General features: G+C 61.1%; 20 protein-coding genes. 4 read left to right on the plus strand and 16 right to left on the minus strand.

What is annotated here, in order from left to right:
- The first annotated feature begins 176 nt into the window (after positions 1-176).
- The 3 genes from K3F44_RS03950 to K3F44_RS03960 are packed head-to-tail and all read left to right on the plus strand — an operon-like array spanning position 177 to position 1,158.
- The gene (locus K3F44_RS03950; RefSeq protein ID WP_101318363.1) at positions 177-422 is read left to right on the plus strand and encodes a helix-turn-helix domain-containing protein; all 246 of its coding nucleotides are present in this window, start codon (positions 177-179) and stop codon (positions 420-422) included.
- A gap of 15 nt (positions 423-437) precedes the next feature.
- Positions 438-791 carry a head completion/stabilization protein gene (locus tag K3F44_RS03955; protein ID WP_101318365.1) on the plus strand — a complete coding sequence of 118 codons (354 nt, stop codon included), beginning with the start codon at positions 438-440 and terminating at the stop codon, positions 789-791.
- A complete protein-coding gene (locus tag K3F44_RS03960; RefSeq protein WP_224785543.1) occupies positions 784-1,158 on the plus strand; it encodes a hypothetical protein in 375 nt (124 codons plus the stop codon). The genes K3F44_RS03955 and K3F44_RS03960 overlap by 8 nt, the downstream gene beginning before the upstream one ends.
- A 3-nt stretch (positions 1,159-1,161) precedes the next feature.
- On the opposite strand, the gene K3F44_RS03965 is transcribed toward K3F44_RS03960, so the two are convergent.
- A complete protein-coding gene (locus tag K3F44_RS03965; RefSeq protein ID WP_150571304.1) occupies positions 1,162-1,548 on the minus strand; it encodes a helix-turn-helix domain-containing protein in 387 nt (128 codons plus the stop codon).
- A gap of 245 nt (positions 1,549-1,793) precedes the next feature.
- Between K3F44_RS03965 and K3F44_RS03970 the strand changes: the two genes are divergently transcribed.
- Positions 1,794-2,087, plus strand: coding sequence for an ogr/Delta-like zinc finger family protein (locus K3F44_RS03970; protein WP_224785544.1), 294 nt, complete (start codon positions 1,794-1,796; stop codon positions 2,085-2,087).
- Between the two features lie 67 nt (positions 2,088-2,154).
- Here the strand turns inward: K3F44_RS03970 and nuoN are convergent, their stop codons facing one another.
- The 15 genes from nuoN to K3F44_RS04045 form a co-directional block, all read right to left on the minus strand.
- Entirely contained in the window at positions 2,155-3,624 is a 1,470-nt protein-coding gene (gene nuoN / locus K3F44_RS03975; protein WP_101318369.1) for an NADH-quinone oxidoreductase subunit NuoN, read from the minus strand.
- Positions 3,625-3,631: 7 nt separating this feature from the next.
- Positions 3,632-5,164, minus strand: coding sequence for an NADH-quinone oxidoreductase subunit M (gene nuoM, locus K3F44_RS03980; RefSeq protein ID WP_101318371.1), 1,533 nt, complete (start codon positions 5,162-5,164; stop codon positions 3,632-3,634).
- A 49-nt stretch (positions 5,165-5,213) separates the two neighbouring features.
- Positions 5,214-7,067: an NADH-quinone oxidoreductase subunit L gene (gene nuoL, locus K3F44_RS03985; protein ID WP_101318373.1), complete on the minus strand. Its 1,854-nt coding sequence runs from the start codon at positions 7,065-7,067 to the stop codon at positions 5,214-5,216.
- Entirely contained in the window at positions 7,064-7,372 is a 309-nt protein-coding gene (gene nuoK, locus K3F44_RS03990) for an NADH-quinone oxidoreductase subunit NuoK (RefSeq protein WP_103436825.1), read from the minus strand. The genes nuoL and nuoK overlap by 4 nt, the downstream gene beginning before the upstream one ends.
- Before the next feature lie 3 nt (positions 7,373-7,375).
- Complete coding sequence (nuoJ, locus tag K3F44_RS03995; RefSeq protein ID WP_101318377.1) at positions 7,376-7,876, minus strand: NADH-quinone oxidoreductase subunit J; 501 nt, start codon at positions 7,874-7,876, stop codon at positions 7,376-7,378.
- 10 nt (positions 7,877-7,886) lie between these two features.
- Entirely contained in the window at positions 7,887-8,435 is a 549-nt protein-coding gene (nuoI, locus tag K3F44_RS04000) for an NADH-quinone oxidoreductase subunit NuoI (protein ID WP_101318379.1), read from the minus strand.
- An 11-nt stretch (positions 8,436-8,446) separates the two neighbouring features.
- A complete protein-coding gene (gene nuoH, locus K3F44_RS04005; protein ID WP_101318381.1) occupies positions 8,447-9,454 on the minus strand; it encodes an NADH-quinone oxidoreductase subunit NuoH in 1,008 nt (335 codons plus the stop codon).
- Positions 9,451-12,165: an NADH-quinone oxidoreductase subunit NuoG gene (gene nuoG / locus K3F44_RS04010; RefSeq protein WP_181089390.1), complete on the minus strand. Its 2,715-nt coding sequence runs from the start codon at positions 12,163-12,165 to the stop codon at positions 9,451-9,453. The genes nuoH and nuoG overlap by 4 nt, the downstream gene beginning before the upstream one ends.
- A 134-nt stretch (positions 12,166-12,299) precedes the next feature.
- Positions 12,300-13,676 (minus strand): NADH-quinone oxidoreductase subunit NuoF, encoded by a 1,377-nt coding sequence (nuoF, locus tag K3F44_RS04015; RefSeq protein ID WP_101318384.1) that lies wholly within the window; start codon positions 13,674-13,676, stop codon positions 12,300-12,302.
- Positions 13,673-14,170 (minus strand): NADH-quinone oxidoreductase subunit NuoE, encoded by a 498-nt coding sequence (gene nuoE, locus K3F44_RS04020; protein WP_101318386.1) that lies wholly within the window; start codon positions 14,168-14,170, stop codon positions 13,673-13,675. Before nuoE ends, nuoF begins: the two co-directional genes overlap by 4 nt.
- 2 nt (positions 14,171-14,172) lie before the next feature.
- Positions 14,173-15,954, minus strand: a complete 1,782-nt coding sequence (gene nuoC / locus K3F44_RS04025; RefSeq protein ID WP_101318388.1) for an NADH-quinone oxidoreductase subunit C/D — start codon at positions 15,952-15,954, stop codon at positions 14,173-14,175.
- 79 nt (positions 15,955-16,033) lie between these two features.
- Complete coding sequence (locus K3F44_RS04030; RefSeq protein ID WP_101318390.1) at positions 16,034-16,711, minus strand: NADH-quinone oxidoreductase subunit B; 678 nt, start codon at positions 16,709-16,711, stop codon at positions 16,034-16,036.
- Positions 16,712-16,720: 9 nt separating this feature from the next.
- Positions 16,721-17,134 (minus strand): NADH-quinone oxidoreductase subunit A, encoded by a 414-nt coding sequence (locus K3F44_RS04035; protein WP_101318392.1) that lies wholly within the window; start codon positions 17,132-17,134, stop codon positions 16,721-16,723.
- 591 nt (positions 17,135-17,725) lie between these two features.
- Positions 17,726-19,051, minus strand: coding sequence for an isocitrate lyase (gene aceA / locus K3F44_RS04040; protein ID WP_101318394.1), 1,326 nt, complete (start codon positions 19,049-19,051; stop codon positions 17,726-17,728).
- A gap of 500 nt (positions 19,052-19,551) precedes the next feature.
- Positions 19,552-20,286 carry a secretin N-terminal domain-containing protein gene (locus tag K3F44_RS04045; RefSeq protein ID WP_220633373.1) on the minus strand — a complete coding sequence of 245 codons (735 nt, stop codon included), beginning with the start codon at positions 20,284-20,286 and terminating at the stop codon, positions 19,552-19,554.
- Positions 20,287-20,377 lie beyond the last annotated feature (91 nt).

Below are 20,377 nucleotides of genomic sequence, written 5' to 3' on the forward strand. Positions count from 1 at the left end.
GAGATGTCGCTCGAAGCACGTCCGATTCTTAAGCGGTCAAGTGTATGAAGTTAGAACGTTGTTGTAGGCGATCGCTTTACAACTGCCGGTACTGGAGCGATCAATCCGCGAGTTCGTAAGGTGGTGTCTTACCCCTCTGCTCTGAGGGCCGTATTCGAATCTGCGGAGAACCAGCCATGAACGCCGTCACCCCCCCGATTGATGCTCCGGGCAATAACCCGCCCATTTACCTGACGCCGCGCGAGCGGGAAGTACTGTTGTGGTGTGCCTATGGCAAGACCTCATGGGAAATCGGCCAGATCATTGGCTGCAAGGAGGTCACCGTAAATTTTCATGTCGGCAACATTCTCAGCAAGTTCGCCGTGACCACTCGGGTAATGGCGGTGATCAAGGCCATCCGCTACGGCATGCTGCAAGAATAATGAGGAGGCACGACCATGGACGCCGAGCTTCAATCGCCTGACCCAGCCCCGCCTTTGTACTATCTGGCGCGCCACGACCGGTTCTGGCCGCGCATCGAGCTGTCGAGTTTGCGCCAACGCTTGGCGATACCCGCGTACATCAGCGATACCCATCTGCAACTTGCCGGTCAACAGGCCTTGGCGATCGCCGCAGGGGAGTTCGCCAGCTGGCGCCGGCGTTTACGTGCACTGGGCTACACGCAACTCACCGACCTTTGCCGACATGTGCACGGTCGCCGCCTGTGCAGCTGCTATCAGCGTCTGGTCGAGCACTGTACGTTGCGCGCCTTGGGTGGCCGGTCAGCCTTGCAGGGAGCTGCCCATGAATGAGCTTGCCCAGGAAATGCTGCGTAATTGGGCGCAGATTGAGGGTGACCTGGCCAATTTCGACGGCCAGGCCCTGGCTGGCGCGATACTCGGCGCCTGGCTAGTTAGTTCGTCGAAGGGCAAGGCCTGGGTGACGATAAGGACGAGGCGCAAGTTGAGCCTGCAACAACGCCTGCTTACCCTGTTGCTGTCAGCGGGCGTGGGCTACCTATTCATGCCCCTGCTGTTGTCACTGGTGCCTTTCGTCTCCACAGGCGTTGCGGCTTTTGTCGCTGCGGTGGTCGTGATTCCGATCAGTGTCAAGGTGATGCTCTGGCTGGAGAACGCTGATCTCAAGGAGATCGTCCAGCGCTGGCGCCGTGGATCGTGATTGTCAGGCCGAATGCACAGCGGCGCTCAGTTGCTCAAGGCGCCGCTCCAGTTCCTGCAGGCGCAGTCGGTCCACGATTTGAATACGCAAGGCTTGCAGGTCGGCAGGCGCCAGCCCCTGCACCAGATCAAGCAGCTCTTGCGCCGCGTTTGCTGGCCCTGCCTGGGCTGTCCGTGCCGGGCTGCCAATGCCAAGCAGCAACCAGTCCAGTGACACGCTGTGGCGGTTGGCAGCTTCTATGCAAAACGCGTAGGGAATGCTCTCGCGCACCTTCCAACTGCTCAGGGTCTGCGGACTGACGCCCAGCTCTTTTGCAAGTGCGGAATCACTGCTGGTGCCGGTTAACTCCTTTAACCGGTGCAACACCGAAACTAGAGAGGTATTACTCATTATGAATATCCCTGATAAGTTCTGATAAGATCGATGGCACGGATGTACTCAATATGAATAATCTGGATGGATCCTTACCCGCACCGCATGGTACGTAATTATGATAGTGATGAATATTCTGATAGCGCGCGGGAACAACTTGCCCAGCTGTTGTCGGAGCGACTTACAGACTGCCGGTTTTCAGGTGTTCTTGCTGCCGACACGTTGTTCCCTACGACAGACCCACCTGATTGCAGGAGGGCGCTGTGAGTAGTTACAAACTGGTGTGCCCGCATTGCAGCAGCCGGATGCGCATCCGCACCAGCGAAGGGCGGCATGTGTTTCTCAGGGTCGCTTACCTGCAGTGCATCAATGAAGCCTGTGGCTGGTCTGTGCGTGCCGAGTTCGAAATGACCCACGAACTGTCGCCCAGTGGCATGCCCAATCCGGATGTCCAGTTGCCCAGCGCCAACCGCGAGCTGCGCCACGCTGCTCGTAACCCTGACCCGCCAAGGAAACCCGAGCCTGAACCCAGGCAGGGCGCGCGTACGTCGATCTGATCGAAGTGAGCCTGTTGCCCATAAAAAAACACCCCGCAGATGCGGGGTGTTTTATCTTGCCGGATGATCAGCCGATCAGTTGCAGGCCGGCCTGCTGGACCATCTCCAGCAGCGGCTGCGGGTATACACCGAGGACAAAGGCGAGCAGGGCAATTGCCAGCAGCATCACACCACCGGTCTGCTGCTCCCACTTCAGCGGCGCGTCGTGGCGACGCAGGTTCGGCTCGACCAGGTACAGGGTGACCATGACGCGCAGGTAGTAGTAAACGCCGATGGCGCTACCAATCACCAGTGCACCGACCAACCACCACAGTTGCGACTCGACACCAGTGGCGATGATGTAGAACTTGCCGATGAAGCCTGCGGTCAGCGGTATACCCGCCAGCGACAGCATCATCACGGTCATCACCGCAGTCAGGTACGGACGACGCCAGAACAGGCCGCGGTACTCGTACAGGGCGTCGGCGTCACGGCCGGCGTATGGCGACGACATCAGCGTGATCACGCCAAACGCGCCAAGGCTGGTGATCACATAGGTGACCAGGTAAACACCCATGGCTTCCATGGCCAGGCCTTTGCTGGCGATCAAGGCGATCAACAGGTAGCCGAAGTGGGCGATGGACGAGTAACCGAGCAGACGCTTGAGGTTGCTCTGGGTCAGCGCCAACAGGTTACCGATCAGGATCGAAGCTACGGCGATTACCGCCAGCACGGTGCTCAGTACACCGCTGCTGGCAGCAGGCGAGATCATGTACAGACGCATCAGCACCGCGAACACGGCAACCTTGCTGGCGGTGGCCAGGAACGCTGCGACCGGCGCCGGGGCGCCTTCGTAGACGTCCGGGGTCCACAGGTGGAACGGTACCAGCGACAGCTTGAAGGCCAGACCGACCAGCATCATGCCCAGGCCCATCTGAGCCAGCAGGCTTGGCATGTTGGTGCTGGCCAGCGCCTTGGCGATACCGTCGAAGCTTAGGGTGCCTGCATCGGCATACAGCAGCGCCATACCGAACAGCAGGAACGCCGAACCTGCAGCCGACAGCACCATGTACTTGATACCGGCTTCCAGCGATCGCTTGTTGAAGAACGCGTACGCCACCAGCCCGTAGACCGGCACCGAAAGCAGCTCCAGACCGATGAACAGCCCCGCCAGGTGGTTGGCGCTGACCAGTACCAGGCCGCCCAGTGCCGACATGAGCAGCAGCAGGTAGAGCTCTTCGCGGTTACCCGGGTAGCCTTTGGAACCTTCGCCCAGATAAGCATGGGCCAGGGTTACGCAGGCCAGGGTAGCGACCAGCATGATCGCCATGTACAGGCAGGCGAACTTGTCGATGGTGATCAACGGGGTGATCGCCAGCGGCGCGACTTTCAGTGCTGGCAGGATCGACAGCAGTGCAGCGTTGAGACCGATGGTCGACAGCAGGAAGGTCTGCGAGTGGTTGCGCTTCCAGGCGATCGCCAGCATCACCACAACCGTGGTGAGGGTGGTGATCAGCATCGGCGCCAATGCAATGAAGTGTTGAGTGGTGAATTCCATAGCGCTCTTACCGTGCCGAAGCGAGTTGAGTGAATGCGGAACCGAGCCACTGCTGCACGCCACTCATGGTGGCGGCAGAGGTGTCGAGGAACGGCTGCGGGTAGACGCCGAGCACGATCAGCAACACGGCCAGGCCCAGCACCATGATCAGCTCGCGGCCGTCCATGCCAGCAAGCACAGTCTCGGACTTGCTTGGGCCGAAGTAGGCGCGGTGGATCATGATTAGCGAGTAGACCGAACCGAACACCAGGCCAGTGGTGGCAATCACGGTGAACCACGGCACGTGGGCGAAGCTGCCGATCAGGATCAGGAACTCGCCGACGAAGTTGCCGGTGCCCGGCAAGCCCAGCGAAGCAGCTGCAAAGAACAGGCTGATGGCCGGCAAGTAGGCGATACGGTGCCACAAACCGCCCATTTCACGCATGTCACGGGTATGCAGGCGCTCGTACAACTGGCCGCTGAGGATGAACAGCGCGGCAGCCGAAACACCGTGTGCCAGCATCTGGATCACCGCGCCTTGCAGGGCTTGCTGGCTGCCGGAGTAGATGCCGATCAGCACGAAGCCCATGTGCGAGACGCTGGAGAAGGCGATCAAGCGCTTGATGTCGGTCTGCGCGAAGGCCAGGAAGGCCCCGTAGAAGATACCGATCAAGCCCAGGGTCATGGCGATCGGGGCAAACTCGGCCGACGCGTTCGGGAACAGCGGCAGAGCAAAGCGCAGCAGGCCATAGGCAGCGGTTTTCAGCAGGATACCGGCGAGGTCGACGGAACCGGCAGTCGGCGCCTGGGCGTGAGCATCAGGCAACCACGAGTGGAACGGCACTACCGGCAGCTTCACCGCGAAGGCAATGAAGAAGCCCAGCATCAGCAGGTACTCGGTACCGGCCGGCAGGTCGGCCTTGAGCAGGTCGCTGTAGTTGAAGGTGATGACGCCAGTGTTGCCGTAGTTGACCAGTACCAGGGCGAGAATCGCCACCAGCATGATCAGACCACTGGCCTGGGTGAAGATGAAGAACTTGGTCGCCGCGTAGATCCGGGTCTTCTTGCCATCCGCCGAGCTGTGACCCCAGAGCGCGATGAGGAAGTACATCGGCACCAGCATCATTTCCCAGAAGAAGAAGAACAGGAACAGGTCCAGTGCCAGGAACACACCGACCACGCCGCCCAGAATCCACATCAGGTTGAGGTGGAAGAAGCCGACGTGGCGCTGGATCTCTTTCCACGAGCACAGCACCGAAAGCACACCGAGCAGGCCGGTGAGCAGGATCATCAGCAGCGACAGGCCATCCAGCGCCAGGTGGATGCTGATGCCGAAGCGCTTGATCCATTCGACTTTGTATTCGAAGGCCCAGGCAGGTTCGGCGCCCGGAGCAGGGGCCAGGGTGTAGTCACCGTTGGCCCACAGCCAGAGGCCGATACCGAGCAACAGGGACATGGTCAGCAGTGCAATCCAGCGCGGCAGGGTAGAGCCGAAGCGCTCACCCAGCCAGCACAGGAAGCCGCCGATGAAGGGAATCAGGATCAGCCAAGGCAAAATCATGACGGGTTCGTTTCCTTTGGCAAAGTCGCAAGGTTCGCAAGTGTGAAAGTCATACCGCAGCCACCAGCACGGCGCCGAGTACGAGTACTGCACCTACGGCGATCGAAGCGGTGTACCAGCGCAGCTGGCCGGTCTCGGTCTTGCTCATGGCGACATGACCGCCACGTGCCAGCCGAGGGATCAGGCCGATGCCGCGATCTACCGGGTCCTTGCGCAGCAAGTGGCAGATCAGCAGGTAAGGTTTGACGAACAGCTTGTCGTAGATCCAGTCAAAGCCCCAGGCGGCGAACCACCAGGCCGTGAGCAGGCGACCGATGCCGCTGTTGGCGATGGCCGTGACCAGGCGACGCTTGCCTAGGAACAGCATGGCCGCCAGCAGGATACCGGCGATGGCGATGGCGCCCGAGGCGATTTCCAGGCTGTGCTTGGCTTCGCCACCGGCATGGCCGACGCTCTGCGGCAGCACCCCCGCCAGTGGTGGATGGATCCAGGCACCGACAAAGGTCGACAGAACGATCAGCGTGCCCAGTGGCAGCCAGTGGGAAATCCCATGGCCAGCATGAGCTTCGGTCTTGGCTTCGCCATGGAAGGCAATGAAGATCAGGCGGAAGGTGTACAGCGAGGTCATGAACGCGCCGAGCAGGCCAGCGTAGAGCAGGCCGCTGTTGCCGCTGGCGAACGCTTCCCAGAGGATCTCGTCCTTGGAGTAGAAGCCTGCGGTCAGGATCGGCAGGGCAGCCAGCGCCGCACCACCGACCACGAAGCTGGCGTAGGCCAGTGGCAGTTTCTTCCACAGACCGCCCATCTTGAAGATGTTCTGCTCGTGGTGGCAGGCAACGATCACCGCACCGGAGGCAAGGAACAGCAGCGCCTTGAAGAAGGCGTGGGTCATCAGGTGGAAGATCGCGCCTTCCCAGGCACCAACGCCCAGGGCCAGGAACATGTAGCCGATCTGGCTCATGGTCGAGTAGGCGAGGATGCGCTTGATGTCGGTCTGCACCAGCGCGGCAAAGCCGGCCAGTACCAGGGTCACACCGCCAACGATACCGACCAGGTGGAGGATATCCGGCGCCAGGGCGAACAAGCCGTGGGTACGCGCGATCAGGTAGACGCCAGCCGTGACCATGGTCGCGGCGTGGATCAGTGCCGAAACCGGCGTCGGGCCAGCCATGGCGTCAGCCAACCAGGTCTGCAACGGCAGCTGCGCCGATTTACCAACCGCACCGCCGAGCAACATCAGCGTTGCCAGTACCATCCAGGTATCACCAGCCTGGAACTTCTGCGGTGCCAGCACCAGCAGTTCCTGCACATTCAAGGTACCCAGCTGGGCGAACAGAATGAACATGCCGATGGCCATGAACACGTCGCCGATACGGGTCACGACAAAGGCCTTGAGGGCGGCGTTACCGTTGTTGCGGTTGCTGTAGTAGAAACCGATCAACAGGTACGAGCACAGGCCCACGCCTTCCCAGCCGAAGTAGATGAACAGCAGGTTATCGCCCAGGATCAGGAACAGCATGCTGGCGATGAACAGGTTGGTGTACGAGAAGAAGCGCGAGTAGCCGGCTTCGCCACGCATGTACCAGGAGGCGAACAGGTGGATCAGGAAGCCGACACCGGTGACCACGCCAAGCATGGTCACCGACAGGCCGTCCAGGTAGAGGGTGAAGCTCGGCGCAAAGCCATCCACCGACATCCACTGCCAGAGCAGTTGGCTGTAGGCGCCGCCCTCAGGCGGGGCAACGTTGAATTGCCAGATGACATAGGCCGAGACAGCAGCCGAAAGGCCGATCGAGCCAACGCCGATCAGCGCCGAGAGGTTCTCCGAGAACCGCCCGCGCGAGAACGACAGCAGCAGGAAGCCCAGCAACGGGAAGACGAAAGTCAGGAAGAGAAGGTTCATCCGCGCATCTCACTGGCAGCATCGATGTCGAGAGTGTGGAAGCGGCGATACAGCTGCAGCAGGATCGCCAGGCCAATGCTGGCCTCGGCGGCTGCCAGGCTGATCACCAGAATGAACATGACCTGGCCGTCGGGTTGTACCCAACGCGCGCCGGCGACGATAAACGCCAGCGCACAAGCGTTCATCATGACTTCCAGGCTCATGAGCACGAAGAGAATGTTGCGGCGGACCATCAGGCCAACCAGACCAAGGCAGAACAGAATGCCGGCGACTGCCAGGCCGTGTTCCATCGGGATAGCACCCATGATTTACTCCTTCGCCTCGTTGCGGCCCAAATGGAAGGCGGTGACGGCCGCAGCAAGCAGCAGCATCGAAGCCAGTTCGACCACCAGCAGATACGGACCGAACAGGCTGATGCCGACGGTCTTGGCGTCCACGGTGGTGCCGCTGATGCCCGCGCCGCTTGGCGCAACGAACAGCACATAGAGCAATTCAGCCAGCAGCAAGGCGCCCAGCAGCACCGGCCCGGCCCAGATCCCTGGGGTCAGCCAGCCGCGCTCCTGGGCGACTGAAGCCGGCCCCAGGTTGAGCATCATCACCACGAACACGAACAGCACCATGATGGCGCCGGCGTAGGCGATCACTTCCAGGGCACCGGCAAACGGTGCACCCAGCGAGAAGAAGATCATCGCCACGGAAATCAGCGAAATGATCAGGTAGAGCAGGGCGTGTACGGGGTTGGTGCCGGTAACCACCCGCAGGGTGGAAACCACGGCAATCCCGGATGCAAAGTAGAAAGCGAATTCCATCTTTCTGTCCTTATGGGAGCAAGCTCTTCACGTTGATCGGCTCGGCTTCGTTCTGTGCAGCGCCTTTCGGCTTGCCAGCGATTGCCATGCCCGCAACACGGTAGAAGTTGTAGTCAGGGTATTTGCCGGGGCCGGAGATCAGCAGATCTTCTTTCTCGTACACCAGGTCCTGACGCTTGAACTCGGCCATTTCGAAATCCGGAGTCAGCTGGATTGCGGTGGTCGGGCAGGCTTCTTCGCACAGGCCGCAGAAGATGCAGCGCGAGAAGTTGATGCGGAAGAACTCCGGGTACCAGCGACCGTCCTCGGTCTCGGCCTTCTGCAACGAAATGCAGCCGACCGGGCAGGCCACCGCGCAGAGGTTGCAGGCTACGCAACGCTCCTCACCATCGGGGTCGCGGGTGAGGACGATGCGGCCGCGATAGCGCGGCGGCAGGTACACAGCTTCTTCTGGGTATTGCAGGGTGTCGCGCTTGCGGAACCCGTGGGAGAACACCATGGCCAGGCTGCGCAGCTGCGTGCCGGTGCCCTTAACGATGTCGCCGATATACTTGAACATGGGTCAAATCCTCACTGGGCCGCGACGGCTGGCGTGTTGTAAAGCACGATCGCAGCGGTCACCAGCAAATTGATCAGGGTCAGCGGCAGGCAGAACTTCCAGCTGAAATCCATCACCTGGTCGTAGCGCGGACGCGGGATCGACGCACGGAGCAGGATGAACAGCATGATGAAGAACGCGGTCTTCAGGGCGAACCAGAGGAACGGCACCTGCGGCAGGATGCCGAACGGGCCATGCCAGCCACCGAAGAACAGCGTTACCAGCAGCGCCGAGATGAGGATGATGCCGATGTACTCACCGACGAAGAACATGCCCCACTTCATGCCGGCATATTCAATGTGGTAACCGTCGGCCAGTTCCTGCTCGGCTTCTGGCTGGTCGAAGGGGTGACGGTGAGTCACGGCCACGCCAGCGATGAAGAAGGTGCAGAAGCCAAAGAACTGCGGAATGATGAACCACAGGTTCTGCGCTTGATATTCGACGATGTCGCGCATGTTGAACGAGCCAACCTGCACGACCACGCCCATCAGCGCCAGGCCCAGGAACACTTCGTACGACACGGTCTGCGCCGAGGCCCGCAGGGCACCGAGCAGGGCGTACTTGTTGTTCGACGACCAGCCTGCGAACAACACCGCATAGACCGACAAACCGGCCATGGCGAAGAAGAACAGCAGGCCGATGTTCAGGTCGGCAACACCCCAGCTTGGGGTGATCGGGATGATCGAGAAGGCAATCAGCAGTGCGCTCATGGCCACTACGGGTGCCAGGGTGAAGATCACCCGATCAACGAACGGCGGGTTCCAGTCTTCCTTGAAGAACATCTTCAGCATGTCGGCCGCGATCTGGAACATGCCGAACGGGCCAACCCGGTTCGGACCGTAACGGTCCTGCCACCAGCCCAGCAGGCGCCGCTCGACAAAGCTGAGCAGCGCGCCGCAGACCACTACCGCGAGCAAGACCACGACGGCCTTGACCACGGCGATGATCGCGTCGATCACTTCGGGGGTGAACCAGGTCATTGTGCTGCCTCCTGCAGGCCTTCGACGGATGCACCGAAGATGGCCGGTGGTATCCCGGCCAGGCCTTTCGGCAACGCGACCAGGCCTGCGCCCAGCTGTTCATTGATACGCAGTGGCAGGCGCAGCGAGACGCCAGCGACGGTCAGGCTGAGCAGCGTGCCTTCGTTGACGCCGAGGCGGTCTGCTTCGGACTTGGCCAAGGCCACATAGGCCGGCTGGATGCGCTCTTGCACCGGTGCAGCGCGCGAGGAGGTTTCTTCGCTGCCGAACAGGTGGAACAACGGCACCGCTGTCCAGGTACCACGGGCCGGGCTGAAGGCTGCCGGGATCGCGCTGAACCAGTTCAGACGGTCACCCTGCGACTCGATCAGGCGCACGCCTGGGTCACCTGCACGCAGATGGCCACCGACCTCATCCTGAAACTTGTTCCAGGCTTGCGGCGAGTTCCAGCCCGGCGACCAGGCGAACGGCACTTGTTGGCGCGGTTCGACCGAACCCGAGTAGCCTTCCATGGAGAAGGCGAACGCGGTGTCCTTGTCTTGCGGAGTACGCGGCTCGTGCACGCTGATGTTGGCGCGCATGGCCGTACGGCCGGAGTAGCGCAGCGGCTCACGGGCAAGCTTCAGGCCCTTGATGCGGAACGCAGCACTAGGCGCGGCGTTGACGATCGCGGCCAGTTGCGGCGTGGCGGCAGCGCAGGCGCTGGTGACGTGGTCCAACTGAGTCCAGTCGACCGGCTTGTTGAGCAGGGTCGCGCGCAGGGCGTGCATCCAGCGCCAGCCTTCGTGGATCTGGATGCTGCTGTCCATGTAGGTCGGATCGAACACCTGGAAGAAGCGCTGGGCGCGGCCTTCCTGGCTGACCAGAGTACCGTCGCCTTCGGCAAACGATGCCGCCGGCAGGACCAGGTGAGCGCGCTCGCTGGTGGCAGTCTTGGAGTGGTCGGCAACGATGACCACCTTGGCCGCAGCCAGAGCAGCGTCGACCTTGGCCGCCGGAACACGGGCGTACAGATCGTTTTCGACCACGACAATAGCGTCAGCCTTGCCGCTGATGACCGCATCCAGCGCAGCGTCCACCGAATCACCACCGAGCATGGCCAGGCCGAGGCTGTTGGCCTCAGGCACCACCAGGCTCAGCGAACCATTCTTCTCGCGCAGCTTGAGCGCTTTGGCGATGTTGGCGGCGGCTTCGATCAATGCAGGTTCGGCCAGGGAAACACCCGACACCACCAGCGGACGCTGGGCAGCGACCAATGCATCGGCGATACGCTGGGCCAGGGCCTTGGCCTCGTCGTCCAGACCGATTACCGCTGGAGCACTTGGATCGATTGCATGGGCAACGGCGAAGCCCAGGCGCGCCAGGTCGGCGGGGGCGGCGTGCACGCACTCTTCAGCGACGTCATCGAGCTTGGTTTCAGCAAGGCTTGCGATAAACAGCGGGTACAGCGCGTGCTGACCGATGTTTTTCACTGCGGCGTCGAGCCACGGCTGTACGCGCATCGCGTCGGCCATGGCCTCGGCCTTGCCTTTGGTGGCCTGGCGAACCGACAGGGCGACGCGCGCTGCGGTTTGGGTCAGGTCTTCACCGAGTACGAACACCGCATCGTGGTCTTCGATGTCGCGCAGGGTCGGCACCGGCAGCGGGCTGTTGTTGAGCACGTCCAGCACCAGGCGCACGCGCTTGAGCTCGGCAGCTTCCATACCGGAGTAGAAGTACTCGGCACCGACCAGCTCGCGCAGGCCGTAGTTGCTTTCAAGGCTGGCCCGTGGCGAACCGATACCAACGATGGTGCGGCCGCGCAGCAGGTCGGCAGCCTTGTCCAGCGCAGCATCGACGCTCAGTTTGTTGCCATCGGCCAGCAGCGGCTGGCGCGGACGGTCCTTGCGGTTGACGTAGCCGTAACCGAACCGGCCACGGTCGCACAGGAAGTACTGGTTGACCGAACCGTTGAAGCGGTTTTCGATACGACGCAGTTCGCCGTAGCGCTCACCCGGGCTGATGTTGCAACCGCTTGAGCAGCCATGGCAGATGCTTGGGGCAAACTGCATGTCCCACTTACGGTTGTAACGCTCGGAGTGGGTCTTGTCGGTGAACACACCGGTCGGGCAGACCTCGGTGAGGTTGCCGGAGAACTCGCTCTCGAGCACGCCATCTTCAACGCGACCGAAGTAGACGTTGTCATGGGCGCCGTAAACACCCAGGTCGGTGCCGCCGGCGTAGTCCTTGTAGAAGCGCACGCAGCGGTAGCAGGCGATGCAGCGGTTCATCTCGTGTGCGACGAACGGGCCGAGGTCCTGGTTCTGGTGGGTACGCTTGGTGAAGCGGTAACGGCGCTCGTTGTGGCCGGTCATTACCGTCATGTCTTGCAGGTGGCAGTGACCGCCTTCTTCGCAGACCGGGCAGTCGTGCGGGTGGTTGGTCATCAGCCATTCGACGACGCTGGCGCGAAACGCCTTCGACTCGTCGTCTTCGATGGAAATCCAGGTGCCATCGCTGGCAGGAGTCATGCAGGACATGACGATACGACCGCGGGTGTCGTTTTCGTCGGTGTACTGCTTGACCGCACACTGGCGGCAGGCACCGACGCTACCAAGCGCCGGGTGCCAGCAGAAATAAGGGATGTCGAGGCCGAGCGACAGACAGGCCTGTAAGAGGTTGTCTGCACCGTTGACTTCGAGCGCTTTGCCGTCTACGTGGATAGTGGCCATGGTTCAAAGTTCTTCGTTGGCCCGCGTGAGCGGGCGTGGCTAATGGAAATCTGTGTGCCTGCGGCTCGCATCGGTCAATACCGTGCGCGCCTGCGAGGCTGGCGGGTGGCACGGACCACCCGCATGCAAATGTGTTACGCGCCGGCCACAGTCGGTTCGACCTGGATCGGCTTGGCCAAATCCGGGCGCAGGGTGTGCTCGCTGGTAGCAGCGACACCGGCCTCGAACTCGGAGCGGAAGTATTTGATGGCGCTGCCCAGCGGCTCGACGGCACCCGGTGCGTGGGCACAGAAGGTACGACCAGGGCCGAGGAAGTTGACCAGGCCGAGCAGCGTCTCGATGTCTTCTGCCTTGCCCTGGCCGTTCTCCAGCGCACGCAGCATCTTCACGCTCCACGGCAAACCATCACGGCACGGTGTGCACCAGCCGCACGACTCACGGGCAAAGAACTCTTCCATGTTGCGCAGCAGCGACACCATGCTGACGCTGTCGTCGACTGCCATGGCCAGGCCGGTACCCATCCGGGTGCCAACCTTGGCGATGCCGCCGGCGTACATCTGCGCGTCGAGGTGCTCAGGCAACAGGAAGCCGGTACCGGCGCCGCCTGGTTGCCAGCACTTGAGCTTGAAGCCATCGCGCATGCCGCCGGCGTAGTCTTCGAACAGCTCACGGGCGGTCACGCCGAAGGGCAGTTCCCACAGGCCTGGGTTTTTCACCTTGCCGGAGAAGCCCATCAGCTTGGTGCCGTGGTCTTCGCTGCCTTCGCGGGCCAGCGACTTGTACCAGTCGACGCCATTGCCAACGATGGCCGGCACGTTGCACAGGGTCTCGACGTTGTTCACGCAGGTCGGCTTGCCCCATACGCCAACGGCGGCAGGGAAGGGCGGCTTGGAGCGCGGGTTGGCGCGGCGGCCTTCGAGCGAGTTGATCAGCGCGGTTTCTTCACCGCAGATGTAACGCCCGGCACCGGTGTGAACGAACAGCTCGAAGTCAAAACCGCTGCCGAGAATGTTCTTGCCCAGCAGGCCAGCGGCCTTGGCTTCGTCGATAGCACGGTTGAGGTTTTTCGCGGCGGTGGTGTATTCGCCACGCAGGAAGATGTAACCGCGGTAGGCCTTGAGGGCGCGGGCGCTGATCAGCATGCCCTCCACCAGCAGATGGGGCTGTTGCTCCATCAGCATGCGGTCTTTCCAGGTGTTGGGTTCCATTTCATCCGCGTTGCACAGCAGGTAGCGGATGTTCATGGATTCGTCTTTGGGCATCAGGCCCCACTTCACCCCAGTGGGGAAGCCGGCGCCACCACGACCCTTGAGGCCGGCGTCCTTGACGGTCTGAACGATGTCGTCCTGGGACATCTGCGCCAGTGCCTTGCGGGCAGCGGCGTAGCCGTCCTTGGCCTGGTACTCGTCGAGCCAGATCGGCTCGCCGTCGTCACGCAGGCGCCAGGTCAGCGGGTGAGTCTCGGCGGCGCGCGCAATGCGGTTGGCCGGGCCGAAGGAAGTGATGGTCATACGTAACCCTCCAGCAGTTTGGTCACGCCAGCAGGCTGCACGTCGCCAAAGGTGTCATCGTCGATCATCAGCGCCGGGGCCTTGTCGCAGTTGCCCAGGCAGCACACCGGCAGCAGGGTGAAACGCCCGTCTGCAGTGGTCTGGCCAAGGCCGATGCCCAGCTCGCTCTGGATCTGGCTGACCACCGACTCGTGGCCGCCGATGTAGCAGACCATGCTGTCGCAGACACGGATGATGTGCCGGCCGACCGGCTGACGGAAGATCTGGCTGTAGAAGGTGGCCACACCCTCGACGTCGCTGGCAGGAATCCCGAGCAGCTCGCCAATCGCATAAATGGCGCCGTCCGGGACCCAGCCGCGTTGCTTCTGGACAATCTTCAGGGCTTCGATAGACGCCGCACGCGGGTCCTCGTAGTGGTGCTTTTCGTGCTCGATGGCCGAGCGCTCGGTTTCGCTCAGGGCGAAACGGTCGGTTTGGATAAGCGTGTTATTCATGCTTAGCGGTCCACGTCAGCCATAACGAAGTCGATACTGCCCAGGTACGCGATCATGTCCGCGACCATGCTGCCTTTGATCACCGAAGGGATCTGCTGCAGGTGCGGGTAGCTCGGCGTACGAATCCGGGTGCGATAGCTCATGGTGCCGCCGTCGCTCGTCAGGTAGTAACTGTTGATGCCCTTGGTCGCTTCGATCATCTGGAACGACTCGTTGGCCGGCATGACCGGGCCCCACGAGACTTGCAGGAAGTGCGTGATCAAGGTCTCGATGTGCTGCAGGGTGCGCTCTTTCGGCGGCGGCGTGGTCAGCGGGTGATCCGCCTTGTACGGGCCTTCCGGCATGTTGCGCATGCACTGGTCGATGATGCGGATACTTTGGCGCATCTCTTCGACGCGGACCATGCAGCGGTCGTAGGCATCGCCGTTGTTGGCCAGCGGCACTTCGAACTCAAAGTTCTCGTAGCCGGAGTATGGCCGCGCTTTACGCAGGTCGAAGTCCAGGCCAGTGGAACGCAGGCCGGCACCGGTGACGCCCCATTCCAGGGCTTCTTTGGTGTTGTAGGCGGCAACGCCGATGGTCCGGCCCTTGAGGATGCTGTTCTGCAAGGCGGCCTTGTTGTACTCATCGAGGCGCTTGGGCAGCCAGTCGACGAAGTCCTTGACCAGTTTCTCCCAGCCGCGTGGCAGGTCGTGGGCGACGCCACCGATGCGGTACCAGGCCGGGTGCAGGCGGAAACCGGTAATCGCTTCGATCACGGTGTAGGCGCGCTGGCGGTCGGTAAAGGTGAAGAACACCGGGGTCATGGCGCCGACGTCCTGGATGTAGGTTCCCAGGAACAGCAGGTGGCTGGTGATGCGGAAGAACTCGGCGAGCATGATGCGGATCACGTCGACCTTCTGCGGCACCTGGATCCCCGCCAGCTTCTCGACCGCGAGCACGTACGGCAGGTTGTTCATCACCCCACCGAGGTAGTCGATACGGTCGGTGTAGGGGATGAAGCTGTGCCAGGACTGACGCTCGGCCATCTTCTCGGCGCCACGGTGGTGGTAACCGATGTCCGGCACGCAGTCGACGATCTCTTCACCGTCCAGCTGCATGACGATACGGAAGGCACCGTGCGCAGACGGGTGGTTCGGGCCCAGGTTGAGGAACATGTAGTCCTCGTTGGCGCCCTGACGCTTCATGCCCCAGGCTTCCGGGTTGAAACGCGCCGACTCTTCTTCAAGCTGCTGCTTGGCCAGGGTCAGGCTGAACGGATCGAATTCTGTGGCGCGCGCCGGGAAGTCCTTACGCAACGGGTGACCTTCCCAGGTCGGCGGCATCAGGATACGGGTCAGGTGCGGGTGGCCGGCAAAGTCGATGCCGAACATGTCCCAGACTTCACGCTCGTACCAGTTGGCATTTGGCCAGATACCGGTCACCGAAGGCAGGTTGAGGTCGCCTTCGCTGAGTGAGACCTTGATCATCACGTCGCTGTTACGTTCTACCGAAAGCAGGTGGTAGAACACGCTGAAGTCAGCTGCCGGCAGGCCGCGGCGATGAGTGCGCAGGCGCTCGTCGACACCGTGCAGGTCGAACAGCATGCTGTACGGCTTGGCCACGTTGCGCAGAAACGCCAGCACTTCCTTGAGTTGGGCGCGCTTGACCCACAGCACCGGCATGCCGGTACGGGTCTCCTGGGCGACGAAGGCGTCGGCGCCAAAGCGGTTGTTCAGTTCGACGACCACATCTTGGTCGTCAGCCTTGTAAGGCGGAATATAAATAGCGGTGTCCGCTGTCATGGTCTCGGTCGCTTTCGGTCAACGTAGAGAATGAAGCCAGGCCGCCGGCTCCAGGGGGAGCGGGCGGCAGGTCGCTGGATCAGACTTCGTCGGGGCTGCGCAGGTTGGTGACCTGAATACGCTGTTCACGACGCAGGTCTTTCTGGGCAGGCATCTCGGCACGGTAAATGCCTTGATCGCCTACTACCCAGGAGAGCGGACGTCGTTCTTGCCCGATCGATTCCTGCAGCAGCATCAAGCCTTGCAGGAACGCCTCGGGGCGTGGCGGGCAGCCGGGTACGTAGACATCCACGGGGAGGAACTTGTCGACCCCCTGAACGACCGAGTAGATGTCGTACATGCCACCGGAGTTGGCGCACGAACCCATGGAAATGACCCATTTTGGTTCGAGCATCTGCTCGTACAGGCGCTGAATGATCGGCGCCATCTTGATGAAGCAGGTACCGGCGATGACCATGAAGTCGGCCTGACGCGGCGAGGCCCGGATGACTTCGGCGCCGAAGCGGGCGATGTCGTGGGGTGCCGTGAACGCCGTGGTCATTTCCACGTAGCAGCAGGACAGGCCGAAGTTATACGGCCACAGGGAGTTCTTGCGACCCCAGTTGACCGCACCACGAAGCACATCTTCGAGTTTCCCCATGTAGATGTTCTTGTGGACCTGGTCTTCGAGCAATTGATCGGTAACGGTTTCCCGCTCACCGACCGGATATTGCTCGTTGGGTGCATCCGGATCGATTCTGGTGAGATTGTATTGCATGCCAAAGCCTCATTGTTTCAGCTTCGCTTGCCGCTTGCGACGACCTTCGGGAGCCCAATCGAGGGCCCCGACGCGCCATAGGTAGACAAGACCTGCCAACAGAATTGCTATGAAAACGAGTGCTTCGACGAATCCGGTCCAGCCGCTTTCGCGGACGGACACAGACCATGCAAAGAGAAAGAGGGCTTCGATATCGAAGATCACGAAGAGCATCGCGACCAGATAGAATTTTGCCGACAGGCGCATGCGCGCCCCGCCGGTAGGCAGCATGCCGGATTCAAAGGGTTCGTTCTTGGCGCGGCCCCAGGCTTTGCTGCCGAGCAGGGCGGACAGGCCGAGCATGAAGGCGCACAGGCCGACGACACCCAGAAGGAAGATGGCAAAGCCCCAGTTGTGGGCGATGAGTCCTGCTGAATCCGACATGCTAGAAATCCTTATACAGAGACCCAGCTCTGCAGTCTGAAATAAGTAACGCGGCGACGCGGTGTCGCGGGTGCAGTGACCAAATGTCGCAGCTGAATCAATCGCGCTGATTTTATGGGTAAACCAAGAGCAAGTAAAATTTCTATGGCAAATTAATTCTTCGGTTTAACTACAAAAACCGATTGTAACTGGCTGAAAGCCTTGATTTTCGGGCATTGCGGCTGGTTTTGTTAATTATGTTTCCTGCATCATGTAACGGAATGCAAGTTGCGTAATGATAATTAATATCGTTTGGGGTGGTGCGGTTCATTTTACTTGGTCTGATGCTTGCAAAGTTGCTGGCGGTGCTTTTTGGTTGCAAATGCGAAGGGCTCTCGTTCTAGCAGCTTTTTAAACGGTTTGCCCCGCTCTGGATCAATGGTCTGGTGAGTACTGGGGCGGGGTTGTTCGCTTCTGGGAGCATAGACCTGATCCGGTTTTTTGCTCATACGCTGCCTGGAAGCTGGTCGGCCCTTTCTCGCTAGCCATAAAAAAACCCAGACTCCCTCACCGGGAGCCTGGGCCTGCTCATTCCATCAACCAACCGCTACCTCAATGGAACTGCTCTTCCTCGGTCGAGCCGGTCAGCGCTGTCACCGACGAAGCGCCACCCTGGATTACGGTGGTCATGTCGTCAAAGTAGCCAGTGCCGACTTCCTGCTGGTGCGCAACAAAGGTATAGCCCTTGCTGGCATCGGCGAATTCCTGCTCTTGCAGCTTCACGTAGGCCGTCATATCATTGCGCGCATAGTCATGCGCCAGGTTGAACATGCCGTGCCACATGTTGTGGATGCCGGCCAGGGTGATGAACTGGTGCTTGTAACCCATGGCCGACAGCTCGCGCTGGAATTTGGCGATGGTTGCGTCGTCGAGGTTCTTCTTCCAGTTGAACGACGGCGAGCAGTTGTACGACAGCAGCTGGTCCGGGTATTCCTTCTTGATCGCCTCGGCAAATCGACGGGCTTCGTCCAGGTCTGGCTTGGCGGTTTCGCACCAGATCAGGTCGGCATACGGCGCGTAGGCCAGGCCACGCGAAATTGCCTGATCGAGGCCAGCGCGTACTTTATAGAAACCTTCACGGGTGCGCTCGCCGAGCACGAACGGCTGGTCGTACGGGTCGCAATCGCTGGTCAGCAGGTCGGCGGCGTTGGCGTCGGTACGGGCCAGGATAATGGTCGGTACGCCCGCAACGTCAGCAGCCAGGCGCGCAGCCACCAGCTTCTGTACAGCTTCCTGGGTCGGTACCAGGACCTTGCCGCCCATGTGGCCGCATTTTTTCACCGAGGCCAGCTGGTCTTCGAAGTGCACGCCGGCGGCGCCCGCTTCGATCATGTTCTTCATCAGCTCGTAGGCGTTGAGCACGCCGCCAAAACCGGCTTCGGCGTCGGCCACGATCGGCGCGAAGTAGTCGACGTAGCCTTCGTCGCCCGGGTTCTTGCCCGCTTTCCACTGGATCTGGTCGGCACGGCGGAACGAGTTGTTGATGCGCTTGACCACGGTCGGCACCGAGTCAACCGGGTACAGCGACTGATCGGGGTACATCGATTCTGCCGAGTTGTTGTCGGCGGCAACCTGCCAGCCGGACAGGTAAATAGCCTGGATGCCGGCTTTGACCTGTTGCACTGCCTGGCCGCCGGTAAGCGCACCCATGCAATTGACGAAGTCCTTGTCCGGACGGAAGGACGGGTGGGCACCTTGGGTGACCAGCTTCCAGAGTTTCTCTGCGCCAACCTGGGCCAGGGTGTGCTCCGGTTGCAGCGAGCCACGCAGACGAACGACATCGGCGGCGGAGTAGGTACGGGTCACGCCTTTCCAGCGCGGGTTCTCGGCCCAGTCTTTCTCGAGGGCTGCAATTTGCTGTTCGCGTGTCAGTGCCATGTGATTAAAACCTCGTCGCATCATTCTTGGGGTAGTTGTGGTGCTGATGCTCAAAAGTCGCGGATCAGAGCGCCTGACGGCTGTCCTGTTCGAAGGAGGTACGACGGCGAACGCCAAGGCTCGAAGGGGAAGGAGGGCGCAGCTCGGGCAAGGTGCGGCGACAGGTCGGCTCGTGGATGCCTTGCTGTGGCGCGACAGGATTTGCCTGGTGACTGCGGTGATGCGCTTCCGTCCCTCGGGACAACTTCTCGTTGCAGTCGCAATCCGGTCGAACCGCCTTGTGGGCCGTATAGACACGAGACGCCTCCAGGGGTAGCCGGAGCGCGCCTCGAAGACCCTTGCCAGGGCCTCTGATTAGCGGGAGCGAGGCCATCATGCCCTTGTCAAAAAGTGCCTGTCAAATGTTTTGTAGTGCTTTTTTGGGTCTACTACATCTTTGGTCTAATGCGACTCCACAGTCAGTTTCAAGGCCTTTGGTCGAAGCCTCGAATTGCCTGGGTTCAGTCGAGAAGGTCGACTCTGACACGCAAAGTCATGTTTTCTCCGCGTTGCGTGCTGTAACTGTGGCTTGACGCACTCCGTTCAGCCTGGCTCTGCTGGTTGTACCCGGCCAAAGTAATCCACTCGCCAAGCCTGCCGGTCACGGTTGTGTCGGTGCTCTGCACTTTCACTACATCGGGACGTTCGCTGCTCATTCGATCATTATTGCTGCTGATTGCCAGCCGCACCGTTTCGCCGCTGACGCTCGGTGTGACATAGAAACCCTGGGTCACATTGCGATATTCAGTGTTGCTCTGAACGCGGCCGTAGCCGTCGGTGCTGCTGCTGGTGATCGGCACGCTCTGGCCAACCTGAATCAGCGCCGGTTGGCCGTCACTGGCCTGGATCTGCTGCAGGCCGCCCTCCCGGTTGCTGGTGCCGTAGCGAATCACCCGAGCATTGCCACGGTTGTCCTGAAAGTTGCTGTCATTGTTGTCGACGCTGATCAGCAAGCGCTTGGCTTTGCTGTCGAGTTGCTGCAGCAGCGCGCGCAAGTCGCCAATGCGTTCGGGGCTGGCGTTGACGATCAGCTTGTTCTCGAAGGCGCTGACGCTGCCTTCCTTGCCAATAAAGGCCTGCGCGGTGGGCAGCAGCTCGGCACTGCTGCGGTGCTGCAAGGGCAGCACTTCGGTGGCGGCCTGGGCGCCAAGGCTGGTAGCCAGCAGCAGTGAAGCGAGCAGGGGGCGTAGCAGCATGTTGGAGTTCTCCGCAGGTAGTACAGACATGATGGCAAATTTGTCACGGTTGTGCCGGATGAGGATCACAACCTGAGTCAAATGCGCTCAG

Origin of the sequence: Pseudomonas sp. S07E 245, from assembly GCF_019599025.1 — a bacterium.
In the GTDB taxonomy this organism is placed as follows: Bacteria; Pseudomonadota; Gammaproteobacteria; order Pseudomonadales; family Pseudomonadaceae; genus Aquipseudomonas; species Aquipseudomonas shirazensis.